This is a genomic window from Candidatus Stoquefichus massiliensis AP9 (genome assembly GCF_000455285.1).
In the GTDB taxonomy this organism is placed as follows: domain Bacteria; phylum Bacillota_I; class Bacilli_A; order Erysipelotrichales; family Coprobacillaceae; genus Stoquefichus; species Stoquefichus massiliensis.
This window is the reverse complement of sequence record NZ_HG005286.1, coordinates 240,650-260,036: the sequence shown is the minus strand read 5'-3', so window position 1 is coordinate 260,036 and position 19,387 is coordinate 240,650. Positions and strand designations below refer to the sequence as shown.

The 19,387-nt window shown below is 28.5% G+C and carries 16 protein-coding genes, 1 pseudogene and 1 other annotated feature; of the genes and pseudogenes, 3 read left to right on the top strand and 14 right to left on the bottom strand.

The genetic code is table 11. From position 1 onward, the window contains the following. From BN350_RS18550 to BN350_RS05425, 3 genes are all read right to left on the bottom strand, one after another. Positions 1–1,877: transporter substrate-binding domain-containing diguanylate cyclase (locus BN350_RS18550; protein ID WP_044600135.1), on the bottom strand; the 1,877-nt coding region annotated here is incomplete at its 3' end. 89 nt (positions 1,878–1,966) lie between these two features. Further along, entirely contained in the window at positions 1,967–2,212 is a 246-nt protein-coding gene (locus tag BN350_RS18545) for a cell division protein SepF (protein ID WP_049945516.1), read from the bottom strand. Between the two features lie 2 nt (positions 2,213–2,214). Next, positions 2,215–2,862 carry a YggS family pyridoxal phosphate-dependent enzyme gene (locus BN350_RS05425; RefSeq protein ID WP_028042681.1) on the bottom strand — a complete coding sequence of 216 codons (648 nt, stop codon included), beginning with the start codon at positions 2,860–2,862 and terminating at the stop codon, positions 2,215–2,217. A 125-nt stretch (positions 2,863–2,987) separates the two neighbouring features. Here BN350_RS05425 and BN350_RS05420 point away from each other — a divergent pair, with 125 nt between their 5' ends. Continuing rightward, positions 2,988–3,944, top strand: a complete 957-nt coding sequence (locus BN350_RS05420; RefSeq protein WP_028042680.1) for a hypothetical protein — start codon at positions 2,988–2,990, stop codon at positions 3,942–3,944. Positions 3,945–3,953: 9 nt separating this feature from the next. On the opposite strand, the gene BN350_RS05415 is transcribed toward BN350_RS05420, so the two are convergent. The 3 genes from BN350_RS05415 to BN350_RS05405 all read right to left on the bottom strand — a co-directional run bounded on the left by BN350_RS05415 (position 3,954) and on the right by BN350_RS05405 (position 6,098). Then, the gene (locus BN350_RS05415) at positions 3,954–4,505 is read right to left on the bottom strand and encodes a S24/S26 family peptidase (protein WP_028042679.1); all 552 of its coding nucleotides are present in this window, start codon (positions 4,503–4,505) and stop codon (positions 3,954–3,956) included. A gap of 71 nt (positions 4,506–4,576) precedes the next feature. Then, entirely contained in the window at positions 4,577–5,044 is a 468-nt protein-coding gene (locus tag BN350_RS19895) for a hypothetical protein (RefSeq protein WP_049945515.1), read from the bottom strand. Between the two features lie 136 nt (positions 5,045–5,180). Continuing rightward, on the bottom strand, positions 5,181–6,098 hold the full coding sequence (locus BN350_RS05405; protein ID WP_028042678.1) for a LysR family transcriptional regulator: 918 nt from the start codon (positions 6,096–6,098) through the stop codon (positions 5,181–5,183). A gap of 188 nt (positions 6,099–6,286) precedes the next feature. Between BN350_RS05405 and BN350_RS05400 the strand changes: the two genes are divergently transcribed. Then, positions 6,287–7,870 (top strand): sensor domain-containing diguanylate cyclase, encoded by a 1,584-nt coding sequence (locus BN350_RS05400; RefSeq protein WP_028042677.1) that lies wholly within the window; start codon positions 6,287–6,289, stop codon positions 7,868–7,870. A gap of 55 nt (positions 7,871–7,925) precedes the next feature. Here BN350_RS05400 and BN350_RS05395 read toward each other — a convergent pair whose 3' ends face one another. The 8 genes from BN350_RS05395 to BN350_RS05355 form a co-directional block, all read right to left on the bottom strand. Further along, a complete protein-coding gene (locus BN350_RS05395; RefSeq protein WP_049945514.1) occupies positions 7,926–8,840 on the bottom strand; it encodes an Rpn family recombination-promoting nuclease/putative transposase in 915 nt (304 codons plus the stop codon). A 207-nt stretch (positions 8,841–9,047) separates the two neighbouring features. Beyond that, positions 9,048–10,787, bottom strand: coding sequence for a PTS sugar transporter subunit IIA (locus tag BN350_RS05390; protein ID WP_028042675.1), 1,740 nt, complete (start codon positions 10,785–10,787; stop codon positions 9,048–9,050). Beyond that, on the bottom strand, positions 10,784–11,962 hold the full coding sequence (locus BN350_RS05385) for a MalY/PatB family protein (RefSeq protein ID WP_044600132.1): 1,179 nt from the start codon (positions 11,960–11,962) through the stop codon (positions 10,784–10,786). The genes BN350_RS05390 and BN350_RS05385 overlap by 4 nt, the downstream gene beginning before the upstream one ends. A gap of 61 nt (positions 11,963–12,023) precedes the next feature. Continuing rightward, on the bottom strand, positions 12,024–13,448 hold the full coding sequence (locus tag BN350_RS05380) for a fructose-specific PTS transporter subunit EIIC (protein ID WP_028042673.1): 1,425 nt from the start codon (positions 13,446–13,448) through the stop codon (positions 12,024–12,026). Between the two features lie 11 nt (positions 13,449–13,459). Then, complete coding sequence (locus tag BN350_RS05375) at positions 13,460–13,906, bottom strand: PTS fructose transporter subunit IIA (protein ID WP_028042672.1); 447 nt, start codon at positions 13,904–13,906, stop codon at positions 13,460–13,462. Positions 13,907–14,617: 711 nt separating this feature from the next. Next, the gene (metG, locus tag BN350_RS05370; protein ID WP_261797121.1) at positions 14,618–16,591 is read right to left on the bottom strand and encodes a methionine--tRNA ligase; all 1,974 of its coding nucleotides are present in this window, start codon (positions 16,589–16,591) and stop codon (positions 14,618–14,620) included. Continuing rightward, positions 16,575–16,770: a binding site (T-box leader), on the bottom strand. (Overlaps the previous gene by 17 nt.) 484 nt (positions 16,771–17,254) lie before the next feature. After that, complete coding sequence (gene pfkA / locus BN350_RS05360) at positions 17,255–18,214, bottom strand: 6-phosphofructokinase (protein ID WP_028042670.1); 960 nt, start codon at positions 18,212–18,214, stop codon at positions 17,255–17,257. A 14-nt stretch (positions 18,215–18,228) separates the two neighbouring features. After that, positions 18,229–18,984, bottom strand: a complete 756-nt coding sequence (locus BN350_RS05355; RefSeq protein WP_028042669.1) for a cell division protein FtsQ/DivIB — start codon at positions 18,982–18,984, stop codon at positions 18,229–18,231. A 130-nt stretch (positions 18,985–19,114) separates the two neighbouring features. Between BN350_RS05355 and BN350_RS21255 the strand changes: the two are divergent. Next, positions 19,115–19,387: pseudogene (locus tag BN350_RS21255) on the top strand (aldehyde dehydrogenase family protein); the annotation flags it as partial.

Sequence of the window (19,387 nt, the reverse complement as noted above, 5' to 3'; positions counted from 1 at the left end):
TCCTTTCCAAAAACTTTTTCTATTTTTAAAGAAATATGAATTAATAACCAATCACCATCCAAATGACCATAAGTATCATTAATCAATTTAAAATCATCTAAATCAATAAATACTAATCCACAATATTTATCAGGATAATTTTTAAAATAATCTTCACATCTATCAGTAAATGTTATTTTATTTAAAACCCCTGTTAATAAATCTTTATGAGCCATTTCTTCTAATCTATCTCTTTCATTGAGTAAAGACTTTTCTTTATTTTGCAAAAGCAAAATATTCTTTTTTCTAACTTTAAGATTATAAATCATAGTCCCAACAATAATAACTAATAAAACCATAATAACAATAAAGATATGTCTATAAACATATATAATATCTGAAAAAGTATATTGATAAGTTCTATCAATAGTCTTATCTATAATAATCATTTCTAATTCATTCTTATGTATAGACTCAATTCCTTTATTTAAAATAGAAATCAACAAAGGATCATTCAAATAACTCTCTTCATTCTTTATAACAGGTGATAAACTATGAGCATCTCCAATTCCAGCCTTAGCAATAATAAATAATTCTTCATATTTAGGTTTATTTAATATTCTTTTTAAAGAATATTCATTTTGTAAAACTAAATCTACATGATCATCAAGCAATTCATCTAAACAAGACTCTACATCATTATAATGCTTTATATGAAAATGAGGATATTTATTTTGTATAACCTTTTCAACTGTCTCAGACCCAGTACATATTCCTACACTCATTTCAGAATCTGGATCAAATCTTTTCCCATTCTTACTTACAAATAATTTTTCTGCTTCAATATAAGGATTTGTTAATTTAATATGAGATAATTGTGCATTTGTACTATTATATTCTACACTTGAGATTAAATCTATATTTTCATTAATAAGATAATCATATGAAATATCTCCTCTAGGTAATTCAATATATTCAAATGGAATACCAATATACTTAGATACATTATTTAATATATCTATTGTAATTCCTTTCATTTCATTATCTTCCTTATATAATAAAGGATCAGGATAAGGTACACACCCTATCTTTAATGAATCTATTTGTTTTATATATTCTTTTTCCTTTTTACTAATAGGATCCACTTTAAAAGCTGGATAATATGTTTCTAATAAATCTTCTAATAATTGAGGATAACGATTTTGTAATTGAATCATGGCATCATTAAGTTGTCTTAATAACTTTTTATTTTGATTATTTAACATAAAATAATAACTGCTCATACTAAAACGACCAATTAATTTCATACTATTATCATCAAATCTCATAACATTAGCAATAATCCCATCAACTTCATTATTATTTAAAGCCTTTACCAATTCATCATGATTATCATAAAGTTTAATATGATCATCAAAATGATTCTGCAAAGCATATGAATGAAATAAATCTTTATAAGTCACACTCTTCTCAACACCAAAAACCATCTGAGAAAACATTTCAAAATCTTCAAACATAATAAGAGAATCCTTCTTTGTTATAACAGCACCACTGACTCTCCCTAAAGGTAATGCACTAAAATCAAATTCAGACAATCTATCATCAGTAATCTGAGCAGGAGAAATTATATCAATCTCATTATTCCTTAATTTATCTATACCATCATTCCAACTCTTTACTTCAACATACTCAATTTTCCACCCTGTAATCTCTACTAACTTATTTAAATAATCAACCTCATACCCTCTTACACTGCCATCCTTTAGAGAATGGTAATTCTCTAAAGGATAATATCCTACCTTAATGATATTCTCTTCTGCATTAACAGGTACAATAAATACTATTATCATCAATAAAACAATAAAAATTTTACACATCCTATGTATATCTTTCTTCATCCCCATCACCTATATTTATTTTACTATTATATTTTCATAAAGTATATGTTTTTATAATTAAAAGAAAAACATAGAACTTCCATTCTATGTTAAATTTGTTCCTCTTCATTTATATTTATTTCACTTTTTGGTAAACATAAATATGTAAAACTATTAATTTGCTGAATCTGCCCATTAATAATATAAATTCCACCACATAAGAAATCAATAACTCTCTGTGCTTCTGTTCTTTCAACATTTTCAATATCTAAAATAACGCGATATCCTGCCTGAAGCTGATCCAATACTTCTACAGCTTCACTATAACTTCTCAGTTTATATATAATCTCTTTCACTCTTATTCCTCCTCAAATAATGCTCTCCCTATTCTTACTAATGTTGCTCCTTCTTCCAAAGCAATCTTATAATCTTGAGACATTCCCATCGACAATTCATTTAAAGGATATTCAGGATACTTTTCTTTTAATTGTTCTAACAAATCTTTAGTTTTCTTAAAATAAATACGAGTATCTTCTGGTTCAATATGAGGAGCCATCATCATTAACCCATCAACAATTAAAGAAGGACACTTTCTGACATACTCCATAACCTGACTCATTTCATCTTCTTCAAATCCATGTTTACTCTCTTCCCTAGCAATATTCACCTGAATCAACACATGAACCTTTATCCCTCTTTTAGATGCTTGTTTCTCTAACTCATCAATCAATCCATAACTATTCACCGAATGAATTAATTCAACCTTATCAATAATATACTTTACTTTATTCTTTTGTAAAGTTCCAATAAAATGCCAATGACCACTTCCATGATATTTATCATACTTATCCAAAAAAGCCTGTACTCTATTTTCACCATAATATAAACAACCACAATTCTCTAATTCTTCTATTTCTTTTTCATCTACATATTTTGTTGCAGCAATTAATCTTGCTGGCTTTATCTCTTCTAATATATTATTTACAGCTTGTTTATTAACTTTCATATATATCACCTTCCATAGAAATATTATATAACTTTTTGATAATTTTTCTATATTTTTATGACATAATCAAAAAGAGTTCACATATATATGTTATGATATAGACAATAAGATGAGGTGATAAGACTATGAATGATTTATTAGAGAGATACTTAGGTGCTGTATGTTCTTATTTTTTAGGACTTAAAAAACATCGTGTTTACAGTGATTTAAAATCTCAAATACAAGCATCAGCTCACCAATATGATGATTTAGAAGACTTATTAGTTAGTTATGGACATCCCAGAAGTGTTGCTCTAAGTTATGGATATAGACCTTTTATACAGCATATATTTAATCCTAAAATTGTTGCATTTATAGAAAGAATTGTTTTCTTTGTATCTGGTATATATCTTTTCTTTTCAACACTCTACTATCTAGAACAATTCAATTGTCTACCTTTTCAATCAACACATCATGTTGTCTCTACATTAAATATGTCTACAATATCCACATGGCTACTCTCTCATCCATTTCATGTTATGGGAGGGATTGCTGTTATATCAGTTATATCCCTTATAGTTCTTGATAGAAAGAAAAGCGTATGTCAGGAAATAAACCTTGATTGGTCATTAGAAAAGCTCTACGAATTACCTCATCAATCACATTATCCAAGCCATATTGCTGAAACAATGCTTATGATGATATTTAGTCTCTTCTTCATATGTTATGCTATATTCTTCTCAAGAGATATCATTATCCAAATTCAACATGAATCATATCAAATGATTCATCTTATGACGTATTTCTTCCAACCATTCATTATGATTATTTTCTTTGATTATGTCATAGATATGACAAAGAAAATATATACAAAGAAATACTTAAAATATAGTACCCTTATCAATCTCTTCACATTAATTTCTTTAACAATATTTGTTGTTAACTCAACATTCCTACAAGATTATCTCTTACCACTTCATATTAGCATAGAATATACACTTGTTAATATCTTTATTATAAGTGCACTTATCATGATCTATATTATTTCATTATATAAATTAATAAGAAATCTCAGATCATATCGTTCACTATTTAGAAAATAGGACATGGCATCAAGCCATGTCCTTTACTAATTCTTTCTCTTCTTTTTCATCCCATCTAGTCTTAATCACTTTATTAATCAAGAAAACAATAGCCAACTCACCATACCATATAAACCCAAACTCACTCTTTAAAAACAAGAAAAACTTCCCAACAAAAGGTATATGACAAACATATGTCCCTATAATATCACTTCTCTTTGTTTCATAATTATCAAAGAAATCTTTACCTTCAGCTTGTGTCCTATAATAAGTATTCCCATCATTTCCTACTTGTGTTTCTCTAAAATAATGTGTCAACAATATATTGTCTCCAAAACGATTTGCCTTAAATGTCACAATAGTATTAGGTTTAATCTCTTCTTCTATTGGTATTATTCTTGTCAATACTAATGAGAATGTTGGTATAGTTGGTTCCATACTATCAGTCATTACAGTATAAAGACGATATCCTGTTAATTGTGTTACTTTATCTGGAAAGTACACAATCAATGCAAAACAAAACACCAATTCAATCATTAATATCTTATGAAACATTGATATTACCTGTTTAACATATTTCATGATATCGTCCTCCTTCCTTACTGATTAAAAAAACCGTCTTTTGACGGTTTTTCACTAAAATTTAATTCATTCTATTCCGCAGAATCTTTTACTAATTTAGCTTCAACTTTTACGGTTAATTGTTTATTTGCCAAATCTTTTGAATCTTGATCATCTTTCGGTTTCACAGAAACCTCAATTTCTTTGTCACCATCATCCAATGTAGCAGTTTTAACAGTAGCTTTTGTATCTAATTTTGTAGTAACATCCACCTCTCCATTATAAACTTTTGCTGCAGCTTCTAAATGATATCCAGAACCTGTTGCATTACTTAATTTGACCTTTGCAGTCCCAATATATTCTGGCAATTCATTAAGAGCATTAGTAGTAGATAACTGAGTTGCTGTATCTTCAGTAACTTTAACAGTAACTGGATTTCTAATTGTCACTGTTGCAACTTGTTCTGTTGAATTCAATGTATCCCATGCTGCAAATGTGAAAGCTGAAGTTGCTACGATAGCACCAGCTGTAGCTAATGATAATAATGTGCTCTTTTTCATAATATTATTTCCTCCTCTATTATTAGTTATGAATAAGTATATAACCGTCTTTTTTATACACTTATATTATATTCCTAGAATAGAAGTTTGTATAATACTTAGTTTATCATATCTGGATATGTATTTTTTGATATAGTTACATTTGTTCGTAGGTATTTTTTATAATGTTTAAGAATGTATTTCCTGCATCTGATAGGATCTCTCTTTTACGTTTTATTATAACAAAGTTTTTGTGTATATTACAATTTTTGAGAGGGATGCTTTTGATGTGAGAATATTTTAATTCTTCTACTTGCCATTTGTTTCCTAACATGAATGAATCTGTATGGTTTATCATATTGATCATAGCATGATAGTTACTCATGACTATATTTTTTTGAAATGATGATAGTGGTGTTTTATTGATTGTAAGTGATTGGTTAAGATTTGAAAAGAAATCGTTTGGTAAATGGATATATGGATATATACATAACTCTTCTGCGTCAATAATTTCTTTTAATGCAAGGGGATGTTTTTCATTGACATGAACATAGAGGGGTCCTTGTCCTAAAATATGGATTGAAACTTCTTTAGCATCTGCCATTTTTTTAAATATATTTAATTGGTAATCGTTAAGTATTGTAATACCTAGTTCTGATTTTATATTACTTACATTATCTAATACTTCTTCAGCTGTTGTTTCAATGATATGTATTTCTGTTTCAGCACTATCCATATATTTATAAAACTCTAATATGAAATCATCTTTTAAGAATATTGAATCTACTGATACTGAAAGTTTTCTATGTAATACTTCTTCTGATAGATTCTTTAAGCGTTCTAGAACTTGGAATTGGTTTAATATGGAGCGTGCATAATAGTAAAGTAATTGTCCAGTAGGAGTTAATGTAACACCTCTATTTGTTCTTTTGAGAAGTTCTTTTCCCATCTCTTCTTCTAATGCATGAATTGAGCGACTTAAATTAGGCTGAGATATATATAGTTTTTCAGCTGCTTTGTTAATACTTCCACAGTCTACAACTTCAATAAAGTTTCTCAGTTGTTCTTTTTTCACCAATATCACCACTTTCTTATTTTATTTTATCATATGTTATAACAAACGCCAATATAAAACAAAAAATGATTAAAATTATCAAAGTTTGAAAATCAGTATCTTTTCATAGATATAATTAATCTTCTATAGTATAATATTTAAAAGAAGTGTAACCGTTTTCAACAATATATGTGAAAAGAGGAATCCTTATGTATCATGCTCATCTTAAAATTTGTTATTTTCAACAACATGATTTACATCATGTTCTTTCTTGTATAACTCCAGAAGAACAGTTTTCATATTCATTTCATGAATATGATTGTTTAAATACAGATATTATTGCTTCTAGCGATATTTTAATTGCTAAACTAGATGATTTATGTTTATCTGATGTTTTATTACATAAAAAGAAGGGATTAATTTTTATTCTATGTGTTACTTATGAACAATGGGAGAAATTAACGCCAGATATTTATGATATCATTGATGATATATGGCTTTTACCATGGAGTATAAACTTTTTAGAATTTAGATTACAACAGATATTTCATGAAATAAAAATAAGAAAAGATAAGTTATTACATGAACAATATCTTGATACATTGATTGATAGTATGTCTGATATGGTATGGTTTAAAGATAATGAGGGTATTCATTTAAAAGTTAATAAAGCTTTTTGTCATACTGTTGGAAAAACAAGAGAAGATGTGACTGGAAAAGACCATTGTTATATTTGGGATGTTCCTAGAGAAGAATTTGAAAAAGGTGAGTTTGTTTGTAGTGAAACTGAGGAATTGGTTAGAAAGTTAAGAAGAACTTGTCGTTTTGATGAAAAGGTTAAAAGTAGAAAGGGATTACGCCAGTTTCATACATATAAATCTCCTATCTTTAATGATGATGGTGACGTGATTGGTACTGTTGGTATTGGTCATGATATAACCGATTTAGAGAATATGAGTACTGAATTAGAGATTGTTTTAAGAAGTATGCCTTTTGCGATATTAGTTAAGAATGAAAAGAATGAGATTATTAATGTTAATAAGAAATTTGAAGAATATTTTCATATAAATGAAGTTGAATTAGTTGGTCAGCTATATGATCAATGGATGATTAAATCTTTAGATAATATTGTAGATTGTGGAGATTATTTTGAATGTATTAATATGTTAAATGATGAGAATAGAATCTTAGAATATCATGTTGAGACTATTTATGATATTTTTAAGACTCCTGTTGGTCAACTTTGTATTTTTAGAGATGTCACTGTAGAAACAAATCTAGAAAAACAGATTATCTGGAATTCTCATACTGATTTTATGACAGGACTGTATAATCGTCGTTACTTATATGAGTTTATTAATAACCAACAAGATTATCAGAAATTAACAATTCTTTATGTTGATTTAGATAAGTTTAAACAAATTAATGATACTTATGGTCATCAGATTGGAGACATGGCCTTATTAGAAGTTTCGCATATATTAAATAGTTTGTTTAATAATGATTTTATTGCTCGTATTGGTGGTGATGAATTCTTAGTTATTATATTAGAAGAAATAAGAAAAGATGTAATTGAAAAACTTGTTCAGTCTTGCATCCAGTCATTTAATGATGCTGTTGTTCCTACTATTCAACAAAAAGTATTATCTGCATGTATTGGTATTGCAATTAATCATGGTGATCATATTGATTTAGATGAATTAATAAAGCATGCTGATGCTGCTTTATATAAATCTAAGCAACTCGGAAAAGGGAAGTATTGTTTTTATGATGAACTTACTCATAAAGATTAATTAAAATAAAAGAAGAAATAATATCCTGAATTTATAGGAACTTATTTCTTCTTTTTTAAATTAACTTTATAATATCTTCTTTTGAATGAATGTCAAACATATGTACTGCAAGTAAGTCTAATTGTTCATCTGTACATTCCTTTAGACGTTCTTCTGTCTTGCATGGTAATGTACCAAATCTTGCCTTAAGTATTGTTGTAAGCATTGTCGTTTTACCTTTTAACTCTCTTTGCATTAATGCTTGTGTTATTGATGTACACATATCAATTTCCTCCTTATCTTCGTTTTCTATAATTCCTAGTAATTCTTTTTGATTAACAATTGTTGCAACCAAAATGGCTACTTCTTTTGACATAACCATATCTTTTAAACATCTTATATCACCATTCCACTGATAAATTTTCTGGATTGCTTCTACCAGTTTTATATTATCAGGATGATGAAGTTTTGAAACATCAATATCCTTAATATCAAAGACATGAATGATCCAGTCATTAAATTTTTCAATTAACCATTCTGGCACTTCTACCTGTTCTGCAAATGTTCTTGGCCTATTCCATTTTCTTTCACCACTGTATAACACAAAAGTTATAATAGGTGTTGGCTGAAAAGACTTCTTTTTGTTTTTATCCAACCGATTATACTGCTGATTATACCCAATCAGATCATACATCATTATCCGATAGGGCATTGTATAATCAATAGCCTGCTGATGCTCTATACCAATAAGAACAGTATAGTTATTAATGTCTACAGCCATGATAATATCACGACTCTTACCAACAGATAGAATTTCATTTTTAGTATTAAAAACTGTAGAACTATCACTATCATAGTCATAGAAATGACTTTCATCTAAAACTGGTTTCCCATCAAAAAGAAAATAATTGATTAGGTCAGCAAATCTGCTTTTATCCTTAAGATAATCAGCAAAAGTAGCAGCTGGCTTAGTATCTATTAATTGATTCATAATCATACCTCCCTTAAGTGTTATATTTGGGCAATACTGATAAATATGATGAGGTATGTTTACAAGGATATTATACAATAATTGCTTTAAGAAAACAATTATTAATCTTAAATTTACCCTCCTACTATATATATACGCAGAAATTTTCCATTTTTCTTTTTTTATTTGCAAAAAAACATAAAAAGTCAACTTTTTATACAAAGTCGACTATATTTGCTTAATAAAATCATCATATGTTGATATAGATTGAAGTAATTCTTTATTTTCATTTAAATAGTTATATAGAAATTTAAAGAGATTCACATTTTTTTGTACAAGTGGATTTAATACAGTCACAAGAACATGCTGGATATGCCTTTCATCCACTATAATGTCTTTATCTAAATGAATATATACACATATAACAAAGTTTTCTTTTTTACTAATACAATGTGGGATAATATAATTATTGATAATTAATGCGTTTCCATGGTTTTCTCTATTTAATATTGCTGTTTTTTCTTCATTATTAATTGTATTTGTTTCTTGTAATTTAAGACAAATATCATTTAATATTTCTTCCCAAGTATCATCTTCTTTAACATGATATTCATAACTTAGACTTTTTGGAAATATGGAATATTTATTTTTATGTATACTCACATTATCTAAAATAGTTTCTATATGAATCATTTCTTCTTCATTAAGAATATGATCCATATAAATGACTTCTACTTGATCTAATTTTAAATTTCCTATACTATCTATGACTAATGATGCTCCTTGCATTAATTCTACATCTAATGTTTTTGTAATAATTATTTCTATATTATTTAGATAATCCATTAATAATTGTTTATTTAAATATGCTATTGCATTTTTAGATGAATAAATAATAATTTTATGTTTCTTTTCTTTTATTTTTTCTAAACATACAGCAAAATATAGACCAATAAAGTCAGTATTTGGTATTTCATAATGATATAACTGTTTTAAATATTGTATAAATTTGAAACTTAAATCAAAGGAGAATGGATAGAGTGCTTTAAAATCTGATATATTATATATTTCTTTCATCTTTAAGTAATGTGGAAAACATAAAACTCTTTTAAGATGATCATATAACTGGTAAACTAATTCATCTTCTTCATCTAAATCTATCATCATTTCACTTTTCATTAATCCAAGTATTCTATAGATATCATGTTTAGATAATGATAGATTTATATTAATACAATGTAATGATACTGTTTGTAAAATAGTATCTGCTTTTTCATTTGCATTGATACTTGCTTTTTGATAGTATTCTAGAAATTCTGTTTCTTGAATCTCTTGTTTTTCATAACTTCCCTGATAGATTGTGGCTGCAATAAAAAGTATGGCAATTTGATGTGTACTGCAATTGGGAAAATCTTCTTTAAGTTCATTATTATTTGATATAAGTTCTTCTAAGCTTACATAGTTTTCATAAGGGATATGAAAAAGATTAAGATAGTACTTAATGTTATTTTCTATTAAATTACATAATAACATACACTTTTTTATAATTTTTTCATTAAGATAATGCCCCTTGCGACTCACTTCTATATTGAGATATTGTGAATAGTTCGTTTTGACTATATTCATTTTTTCTGATGCAGTCATTTTTGAAACATATAAACATTGTGAGAGATCATCTATTGTTAGGTAATCTCTTTGAATGAGTTCATAGAGAATAACTTCTTCATCATTGATATATTGATTAATTAAATCTTTATATTTTTCTACTTCTGTTATATTGATTTTATAACCATTGTTATTATTAATGAGTTCTCCAATATTTTCAGATTCTAAATACATTTTTATTGTTGATAAATCTCTTAGTACTGTTCTTTTTGACTTTTGAACTTGTGATACAATACTATCTATAGGTATGGGTGATGTTGCATGAATTAACAGTTCTAAAATAAATTGCTGTCTTTCATTCATCGCTGTTTCCTCTGATAAAGCGCATCCATTGCTTTCTTCATACGTTTTAATCCTTCTTCTAGTTTACTTCTAGGACATCCACAATTCATACGTAAGAAACCTATTCCATTATCTCCATAGACTTTACCATCCATAATGGCAACCTCTCCTATTTCAATAAATGCCTTTTGTATTTCATCCATTGAAAAAGGAGCTTTTCTAACATCTATCCATGCAAGATATGTTGATTCTGGTATATGGAAAGTAAAGTCTGGGATATTTTCCTTGAGATATGTTTCTACATATCTCATATTTCCTTTTATATAATCTACTAACTGATCAATATAATTATCACATTGTGTATATCCTACCATACATGCATGCATTCCCATAATATTAGCAGAATTAACAAAATCTTTTTCTTTTGTTTGAATAAGGAATTGTTTTTTTATTTCTTGATTAGGAATAATGGCATATGAGCCTCCTAATCCTGGTGTATTCATAGTTTTACTTGATGATGATACAAGATAAAGTTGATTATATTGTGATAGATATTTAAGTATAGGTTGATGTTTTCTATTTGTGAGTATAACATCCATATGTATTTCATCTGATATAATTTTAACTTGATATTTTTGACATATTTTTATGATATGTTGAAGTTCTTCTGAAGTCCATACTCTTCCTGTGGGATTATGTGGTGAACATAATAAAAGAACTTGACAATCTTTGATTTTATTTTCAAAATCATGAAAGTCTATTTGAAATGTTTCATTATTAAGATGACATGATATAAGGTTTCTTTTATTCTTTTCTACAACATTGAAAAAAGCATCATACATTGGATTAAAACATAAGACAGTATCATTATCTTGACTTAACAATCTTAATAAAACGGATACACTATAAATAACACTAGGACTATAAACAACCCAATCTTTTTCTATATGACAATCGAATCTTCTTTGAAAGAAACCTTGTATTGATCCTTTAAAATCATCATGATTCCACCTTGTATAACCAAAGATTTGATGTTCTAATATTTTTTCTAATTGTTTTGTAATGGGTTCTGGTATTTTAAAATCTGTATCTGATATTGAAAAAGGCAAAAGTCCACTTTTTCCAAAACGATCTTCTATATAATCCCATTGTGTACAATATGTCCCTTTTCTATCATTAATTTCATCAAAATTCATTGCCAATACCTCCTTTTATATGAACGAATTAGAGTGCCTTACGGTACTCTAATTCATATTTTTATGTTTCCTTCTTTTTAAATATTTTTTTAAAGAAGAGAATTAATACAATATTTAAGATAACTCCAAATGCATAAGCAACATAGAAAGCCCAACCTGGTGTCATTAATCCCAATAATGGATCAAATACACCAATCCCAGGAGCCAAACGTTCAATTCCAAGTAAAATTGTTACAACTCCAGTAATTCCTCCTGCTAATGTATTCGCTGTGATCATTGGAATTGGATCTGACAGTGCAAATGGAATTGCCGGTTCTGTTGCAACTGTTGCTCCTACAACAATAGCAGAAGCAGCTGTATCATGCAATTCTTCTGGGAATAATTTTGGTTTGATATATGCTAAGATACCTGCAGCAACTGGTGGAACTTGTGCCACAACACCAACGATTGCATACCAAGTATATACTTTTTCTGCAACTAATGCAAAACAGAATGTCCATGCTATTTTATTAATTGGACCACCCATATCAAATGCTAACATTGCACCAATAATAAACGCAAGTGGAATTTGATATTGTGCAGGTACATTATTTAAGAAATTTAAAATTGTAGACATTAATGTTCCTAAGAATGGTCCTACAATATAATAAGCAATTAATCCAAAAATAAAGATAGTTAATGCAGGAATAATTGTTAAATTCATTAAAGATTTAACAGATTTTGAATAATGGAATGATTTAATCCATTTTACAAAATATCCAATTGTAATACCAAAGAAAATAGCTCCTAAGAACCCAGCACCAGATTCAGTTCCAAGCATAGCATTATCATTAGCAAAATAAGTTATAATAAATGCCGGCCCTAAAGCTGGTTTATCACCAATACTATTGGCAATATATGCCCCCATAATAGGTATCATAAACTTAAATCCTAAATAACCAATTGATTCAATAATCCATGTAAAAGTAGGAACTAACCCATCTTCAAATCCATTATAAGGCAAACCAAATCTCATTAAAATATTGGCTACTGCGACTAAAACCCCACCCCCAATAACAAATGGTAATGCTGCTGAAATACCAGCCATTATATGAGACATTAAACTTCCACTCTGTGATTTTTGACTACCTAATTTAATATTTTTCTGATCTGTTACAAACAATTCACTTCTTTGTTCTAATTCATCAAAAACAACATTTACTTCTTTTAAAGCATCGCTGATCTTAATATTTACAATCTTTTTACCACTAAATCTTGCTTTATCTGAATCAGTAATACCCCTTCCTACTGCTAAAATAACATAATCAGCTTCTGATATTTGTTGTTCACTTAATGCGTTTTCAACACCACTTGCTCCTTGTGTTTCAACATGTATCTCATGCCCAAGTTCTCTTGCCTTCTTTTCAAAAGCTTCAGCAACCATATAAGTATGGGCAATCCCCGCAGGACAATTTGTCACTGCAACAATTTTTAGTTTCTTACTCATTTTTTCCCCTCCTAATTTTCTATAACATGATTCACTTCTTGTACTAATGTTTCTACATCTCCATGTTTTAACATTTCAACAAAATCTTCATAAATTAATTTTCTTGCTAGTTTTGATAACATAGCTAAATGAAAATCGTTCTTATCATCTGGCGCAATCAAACAAATACAAGTTTGAACTGGATTCCCATCCATTGAATTCCATTCAATTTTATTTTGGCATCTTGCAATAATAATTCCTGCCTGTTTAACACACTTATGTCTTGCATGTGGAATCGCAATACCATTTCCAAATCCTGTCGTTGCTTCTTTCTCTCTTAAACATAACTGTTCATAAAATGTTTCAGCATTATCAACACGATTCAATTCATAAGCTTTTAAAGCTAACTGATGAAGTATTTCTTTTTGTGTTGTTCCTTCTAATTCTAAAACAACATCTTCTTTATTCACTAAACTCATTACTCTTTCCTCCTTGTTTATATCATATAAAATATTTAGTCTATGAAAAAGTCAAAAAATGTCATGAATTCATGACATCTTGTTGAAATGTCAAAGATTTGTCGTTCATTGATGACAAAATCTTGACTTATAATGATAAGTACTTTTCTCAATTATTATTCAAATAACGACTTTATCATTAAATCGTGAGTAAAATGAAAGGATAATAAATATGGAGATACCAGTTTCTATTGATACTTTATTAAAATCTAACATTGTTGAATAGGCAAGAATAGAATTTAAAGAGGAGTGGAATCCAGACACAACACTTAAAACAATTAGTGCCTAACCTCTTCTGCTTGACCTTTTATCTTATATTTTTTTCAGTATTGGACTTTAATAGAACAACCAACTATAGTTATGAAACTATTGAAGAATTTATCTCACACGCTATATATCATACCAAATTCATGAACCCATAACTATAAATTAAAAAACAAAATAAACGAACAAAGGTTCTTATTTCTTTTATTATTATCATATTGTTCATTGGGAAAGATAGAAAACGAAGAATATAAAAAAGAAAAAGATTAAAAATAGAAATAATTTTCAACCTCTTAAAAAAAATATAGTCTGAATAAACCTTACACTCAATTATTAACTCAATTTAATAAAGCATCTAAAAAGGCTTATCTCCATAATAATGGGATCAAGCCTTTTAAATAGCCGTTTTTATCTAATCTTTGTACCATTAGGCAATGTTTCTACTGTTGCGAGCTCTAAGACTTTCTTCTTAGATCCTGCTAATATCATACCTTGTGATTCTACACCACGAAGTTTTGCAGGTTTTAAGTTTGCCACAACAATAACTTTTTTACCAATCATTTCTTCTGGTGTATAGAAATCAGCAATACCAGATACTATTTGTCTTGTTTCTTTACCAATATTAATTTGTGAAACTAATAATTTATCAGCATCTGGATGTTTTTCACATTTTTCGACTGTTCCAACAACTAACTCTACTTTAGCAAAATCATCTATTGTGATTTGATTTTCATCAATTTTTGGTTCTTCTTTTTTAGGTTGTAAAGCTTCTACTTGTTTCTCTACTTCTTTTGGATCTAATCTTGCAAACAATTGTTGTGGTTTATCTGTTACTTTTGTTCCTACTTTATATAAACCAAATGTTGTTAAATCTTTCATTTCTCTTTGATCTGTATTGATTTGATCTAAGATTTTTGTTGATGTAGAAGGCATATATGGTTCTAAAGCTATTGCTGCGAAACGAATTGCCTCAATTAAATTATAAAGAACAGTTGCTAGACGATCTTTCTTATCTTCTTCCTTAGCAAGTGCCCAAGGCATTGTATCATCAATATACTTATTTGTTCTTCTAAGTAAGACAAAGATTTCATCCATTGCTTTAGAAGCTTTAAAATCATCCATTAATGTCTGTACTTTTTGAGGCATTGCTAATGCAATCTCTTTTAATTCTTCATCAACAGGTTCATGAACACCTGGATTTGTCACAATACCATCAAAGTATTTATTTGTCATAGCAATCGTTCTATTCACTAAGTTTCCAAGTATGTTTGCTAAATCAGAATTAATACGTTCTACTAATAAATCCCATGTAATACTTCCATCATTATCATAAGGAATTTCATGTAAAACATAATATCTTACAGCATCTACACCAAATATTTTCACTAAATCATCAGCATAAATAACATTACCTTTAGATTTAGACATCTTACTTTCACCTTGTAATAACCAAGGATGTCCAAAAACTTGTTTAGGCAAAGGAATATCTAATGCCATTAACATGATAGGCCAATAGATTGTATGGAATCTCACAATATCTTTACCAATTAAATGTAAATCTGCTGGCCAGTATTTCTTATACAAATCTCCATGATTTCCATCTACATCATAGCCTAGTCCTGTAATATAGTTCGTTAAGGCATCAATCCATACATAAACAACATGTTTTGGATCAAAGTCTACAGGAATAGACCATGTAAATGTTGTACGAGATACACATAAATCCTGTAATCCTGGTTTTAAGAAATTATTCATCATTTCATTCTTTCTTGATACTGGTTGAATAAATTCTGGATGATCTTCTATGTGTTTGATTAATCTATCAGCATATTTAGATAATTTAAAGAAATAAGCTTCTTCTTTTGCATCATGAACTTCTCCCCCACAATCAGGGCATTTTCCATCTACTAATTGGGATTCTGTAAAGAATGACTCACAAGCCGTACAGTATTTACCTTCATAGTGACCTAAATAAATATCTCCTTGATCATATAATTTCTTAAAGATCTTTTGGACCTGTTTCATATGATATTCATCAGTTGTTCTCATGAAACGATCATAAGTTGTATCCATTAAATTCCATATTTCTTTAACGACTGCAGCTTTTTCATCAACAAATTGTTTTGGAGGAATTCCTGCTTCATTTGCTTTTATTTCAATCTTTTGTCCATGTTCATCTGTTCCTGTTTGAAAATAAACATTATATCCCTCTTGTCTTTTACTTCTTGCAATAGCATCAGCTAAAATAATTTCATATGTATTTCCTATATGAGGTTTTCCTGAAGTATAAGTAATTGCTGTTGTTAAATAATAATCTTTTGGATCTTTCATTTTCATTCTCCTTTCAAAATAAAAAACGTCCTTATAAAAGGACGTATAAATACGCGGTACCACCTTTTTTACACCAAAGTGTCTCTCAAAACTTTAACGCAGTTAACGTTTATCTCTCACTATTCGAGATAACAGCTCCCAGACCATCTTCATAAAAGTTATGTCCTGATTTTCACCAACCATCAGTTCTCTACAACGCCCTTTTAATCTCTTCTGTTCTTTGCTTTTATTACCTTTTAACCTTAACAAATATCACTTTTAAAGTCAATAATATCTCTTTCTTTTTTCGAGATTTTCATTATTTTCTTATCTTATTATCAGAATATTCTTTCATTCTTTTCAAAGATGTTATGTTATTTGTTGATCTTAACTATTTTAATTGAGAAATTTATAAGAAAATGATGAGTCATATTCGTCAGCAACTTGAGACCTACACCTCTTCTTTCCGTGTTACAATACTTTTATCAGCTATGATATGAAAGGAGGTGGTTTGATTTGGCTACACTTATTATGGCTATTCTAACTGCAGTCATAGCTGATTTACTTTCAAGTATTATCATCGAAAGGCTTAAAAAGAAGTGCCATCTTTAAAAATGAAAACCAGGTGCCCAATACACCTGGTTTTCTAATGTCATTTTATTGGCTACAACTTATTGACAGATTTATATTAACATAATTATTCTGTCTTTTCAAGTTTAACCTCATTCATATTTATTAAACCAATTCATCAAACAACTGATACATTTTTCCTTGTATTTTATTCACATCATTTAATGCTTCATCTATCTTTCTTGCAACAATATGATTATCTTTTTTACATACACAATAACCACTTTGATGATCCATTAATAATTCAACCGCATATTGTCCCATTTGTGATGCCAAAATACGATCTTGGGGAACAGGACTTCCACCTCTTTGAATATGTCCTAAGACAATAGATCGACCAGAAAAATGTGTTTCTAATGAAATTCTCTCTGCTAACTTCTCAACATCTATCATCTTTTCACTTGCTATAATAATAGCATGTTTTTTCCCTTGTTCTTTTTCATAATAATTCATCATCTTCACAATATAATCTTCATCATACCCTGTGTTTTTAGTAATAATAAACTCACTCCCACAAGCAATACCTGAATATAATGCTAAACTATCTCTATTATTTCCCATAACCTCTATTACAAAACATCGATGATGAGAACTAGATGTATCTCTTAATTTATTGACTGCATCTACAATATTATAAAGTGCAGTATGAAATCCTATTGTCTCATCTGTTCCATTAATATCATTATCAATCGTTCCAGGAATACCAACACAACAAATACCTTTATGACTTAATTCTAGTGCACCACGATATGAGCCATCTCCTCCTATGACAACCAAGCCTTCTATTTCTCTAGACTGAAGTTCTTTAACTGCTTTTTGTTGTACTTCATCTTCTATAAATTCAGGTAATCGTGATGATCCCAATATTGTTCCTCCACGACTCAATACTTCTGAAACATCACTATTTTCTAATCTTTTTATATGTCCCTTAACAAGTCCTGAATACCCATCCATAATTCCATAAACTTCTATATTCTTTTTACTTGCAACTCTTGTAATTGCACGAATTGCTGCGTTCATACCTGGTGCATCACCACCAGATGTGAGAATTGCTATCTTTTTCATGTCACACACCACCTTTATTCACATGGACTCATATAAACATTTCGTCCTTCTATACTAAATATACAATTATCTTTAGATGCTGATTTATATGCTTCATAATTAAATTGTTCATCATTTAATTTTGTAGCTAAATCTTCAATTCTTACATAAACTTTTTTATTATCCTTCATTAAACACTTTAATTTATGAGGATCAGCTTTTTGAGGTTCTAGAATAATATCACTGATCTCATTTTGCATAAGACTTGGCACTTGACAAAAGCCTTCAGCAAATTTCTTTAATATATCTTTATCTTTAAAATGACTAACAAAAGGTAAACTTTTCATTCCTTCTATATTATCAATCTCAACAATATTACCAATATCATTTATTTCATAATAAATATCATTTATCTGAGCATAAGCAATTGGACTTGCTTCCTCAACTTCAATAATTAAATGACCTACCCAATCCATCTGAACAGATACTTGTTTTATAACTGGACATTCTTTAACTTCATTTTGAATATTCTTTTTATCAACTAAAAAATAATACGAAGATAAATCAACTGATATATATTCTATAATCTCTTCTTTTGATATATTCTCATTTCCTCTTACTTGAATTGTTTTAATCTTTGAATATGGACTTAATAAATATCCTACAATTATCATTAATATAAACAAAATACAAATAATCTTTACTTTCTTTTTAAGTTTTCTTTTCTTTCTTTGTTTATATGTATGATAAACCGGGTTAACGTCATACTCATTATAAACATATTTCTTCATAACATCACCTATATTTTTTCATTTTATCATATAACATTATCAAAAACTATCATATTATCTTAATTTTATGGTGCTTTATTTTGTATTTATCGTTATACTTATAGAAAGGATATAAATAAGGAGGATTAATATGGATATAAAAACACTTGTCGAAACGCAAAGACATTATTTCATGACATTAGAAACAAAAGATCTTCAAAAAAGAATATCAACAATTCAAACTATCCGTCATTGGATCATGAAGAATCAAGAATTAATTGTACAGGCACTATATAACGATCTTCATAAAGATAAAACAGAAGCATATATGTGTGAAATTGGTTTGGTCTTAAGTGAAATTAATTATCACTTAAAGCATCTTAGAAAATGGGCACAAAATAAAAAAGTCAGAACTCCTTTAGCT

Bases quoted from the DNA above. Each gene is read 5' to 3' on its own strand.
- BN350_RS19895 (WP_049945515.1), bottom strand. From the start codon at position 5,044: ATGAAAAAGAGCACATTATTATCATTAGCTACAGCTGGTGCTATCGTA.
- BN350_RS05355 (WP_028042669.1), bottom strand. From the start codon at position 18,984: ATGAAGAAATATGTTTATAATGAGTATGACGTTAACCCGGTTTATCAT.
- BN350_RS05375 (WP_028042672.1), bottom strand. From the start codon at position 13,906: ATGAGTTTAGTGAATAAAGAAGATGTTGTTTTAGAATTAGAAGGAACA.
- BN350_RS05390 (WP_028042675.1), bottom strand. From the start codon at position 10,787: ATGAATGAAAGACAGCAATTTATTTTAGAACTGTTAATTCATGCAACA.
- BN350_RS05385 (WP_044600132.1), bottom strand. From the start codon at position 11,962: ATGAATTTTGATGAAATTAATGATAGAAAAGGGACATATTGTACACAA.
- BN350_RS05380 (WP_028042673.1), bottom strand. From the start codon at position 13,448: ATGAGTAAGAAACTAAAAATTGTTGCAGTGACAAATTGTCCTGCGGGG.
- BN350_RS05425 (WP_028042681.1), bottom strand. From the start codon at position 2,862: ATGAAAGTTAATAAACAAGCTGTAAATAATATATTAGAAGAGATAAAG.
- BN350_RS05420 (WP_028042680.1), top strand. From the start codon at position 2,988: ATGAATGATTTATTAGAGAGATACTTAGGTGCTGTATGTTCTTATTTT.
- pfkA (WP_028042670.1), bottom strand. From the start codon at position 18,214: ATGAAAAAGATAGCAATTCTCACATCTGGTGGTGATGCACCAGGTATG.
- BN350_RS05400 (WP_028042677.1), top strand. From the start codon at position 6,287: ATGTATCATGCTCATCTTAAAATTTGTTATTTTCAACAACATGATTTA.
- BN350_RS05415 (WP_028042679.1), bottom strand. From the start codon at position 4,505: ATGAAATATGTTAAACAGGTAATATCAATGTTTCATAAGATATTAATG.
- BN350_RS05395 (WP_049945514.1), bottom strand. From the start codon at position 8,840: ATGAATCAATTAATAGATACTAAGCCAGCTGCTACTTTTGCTGATTAT.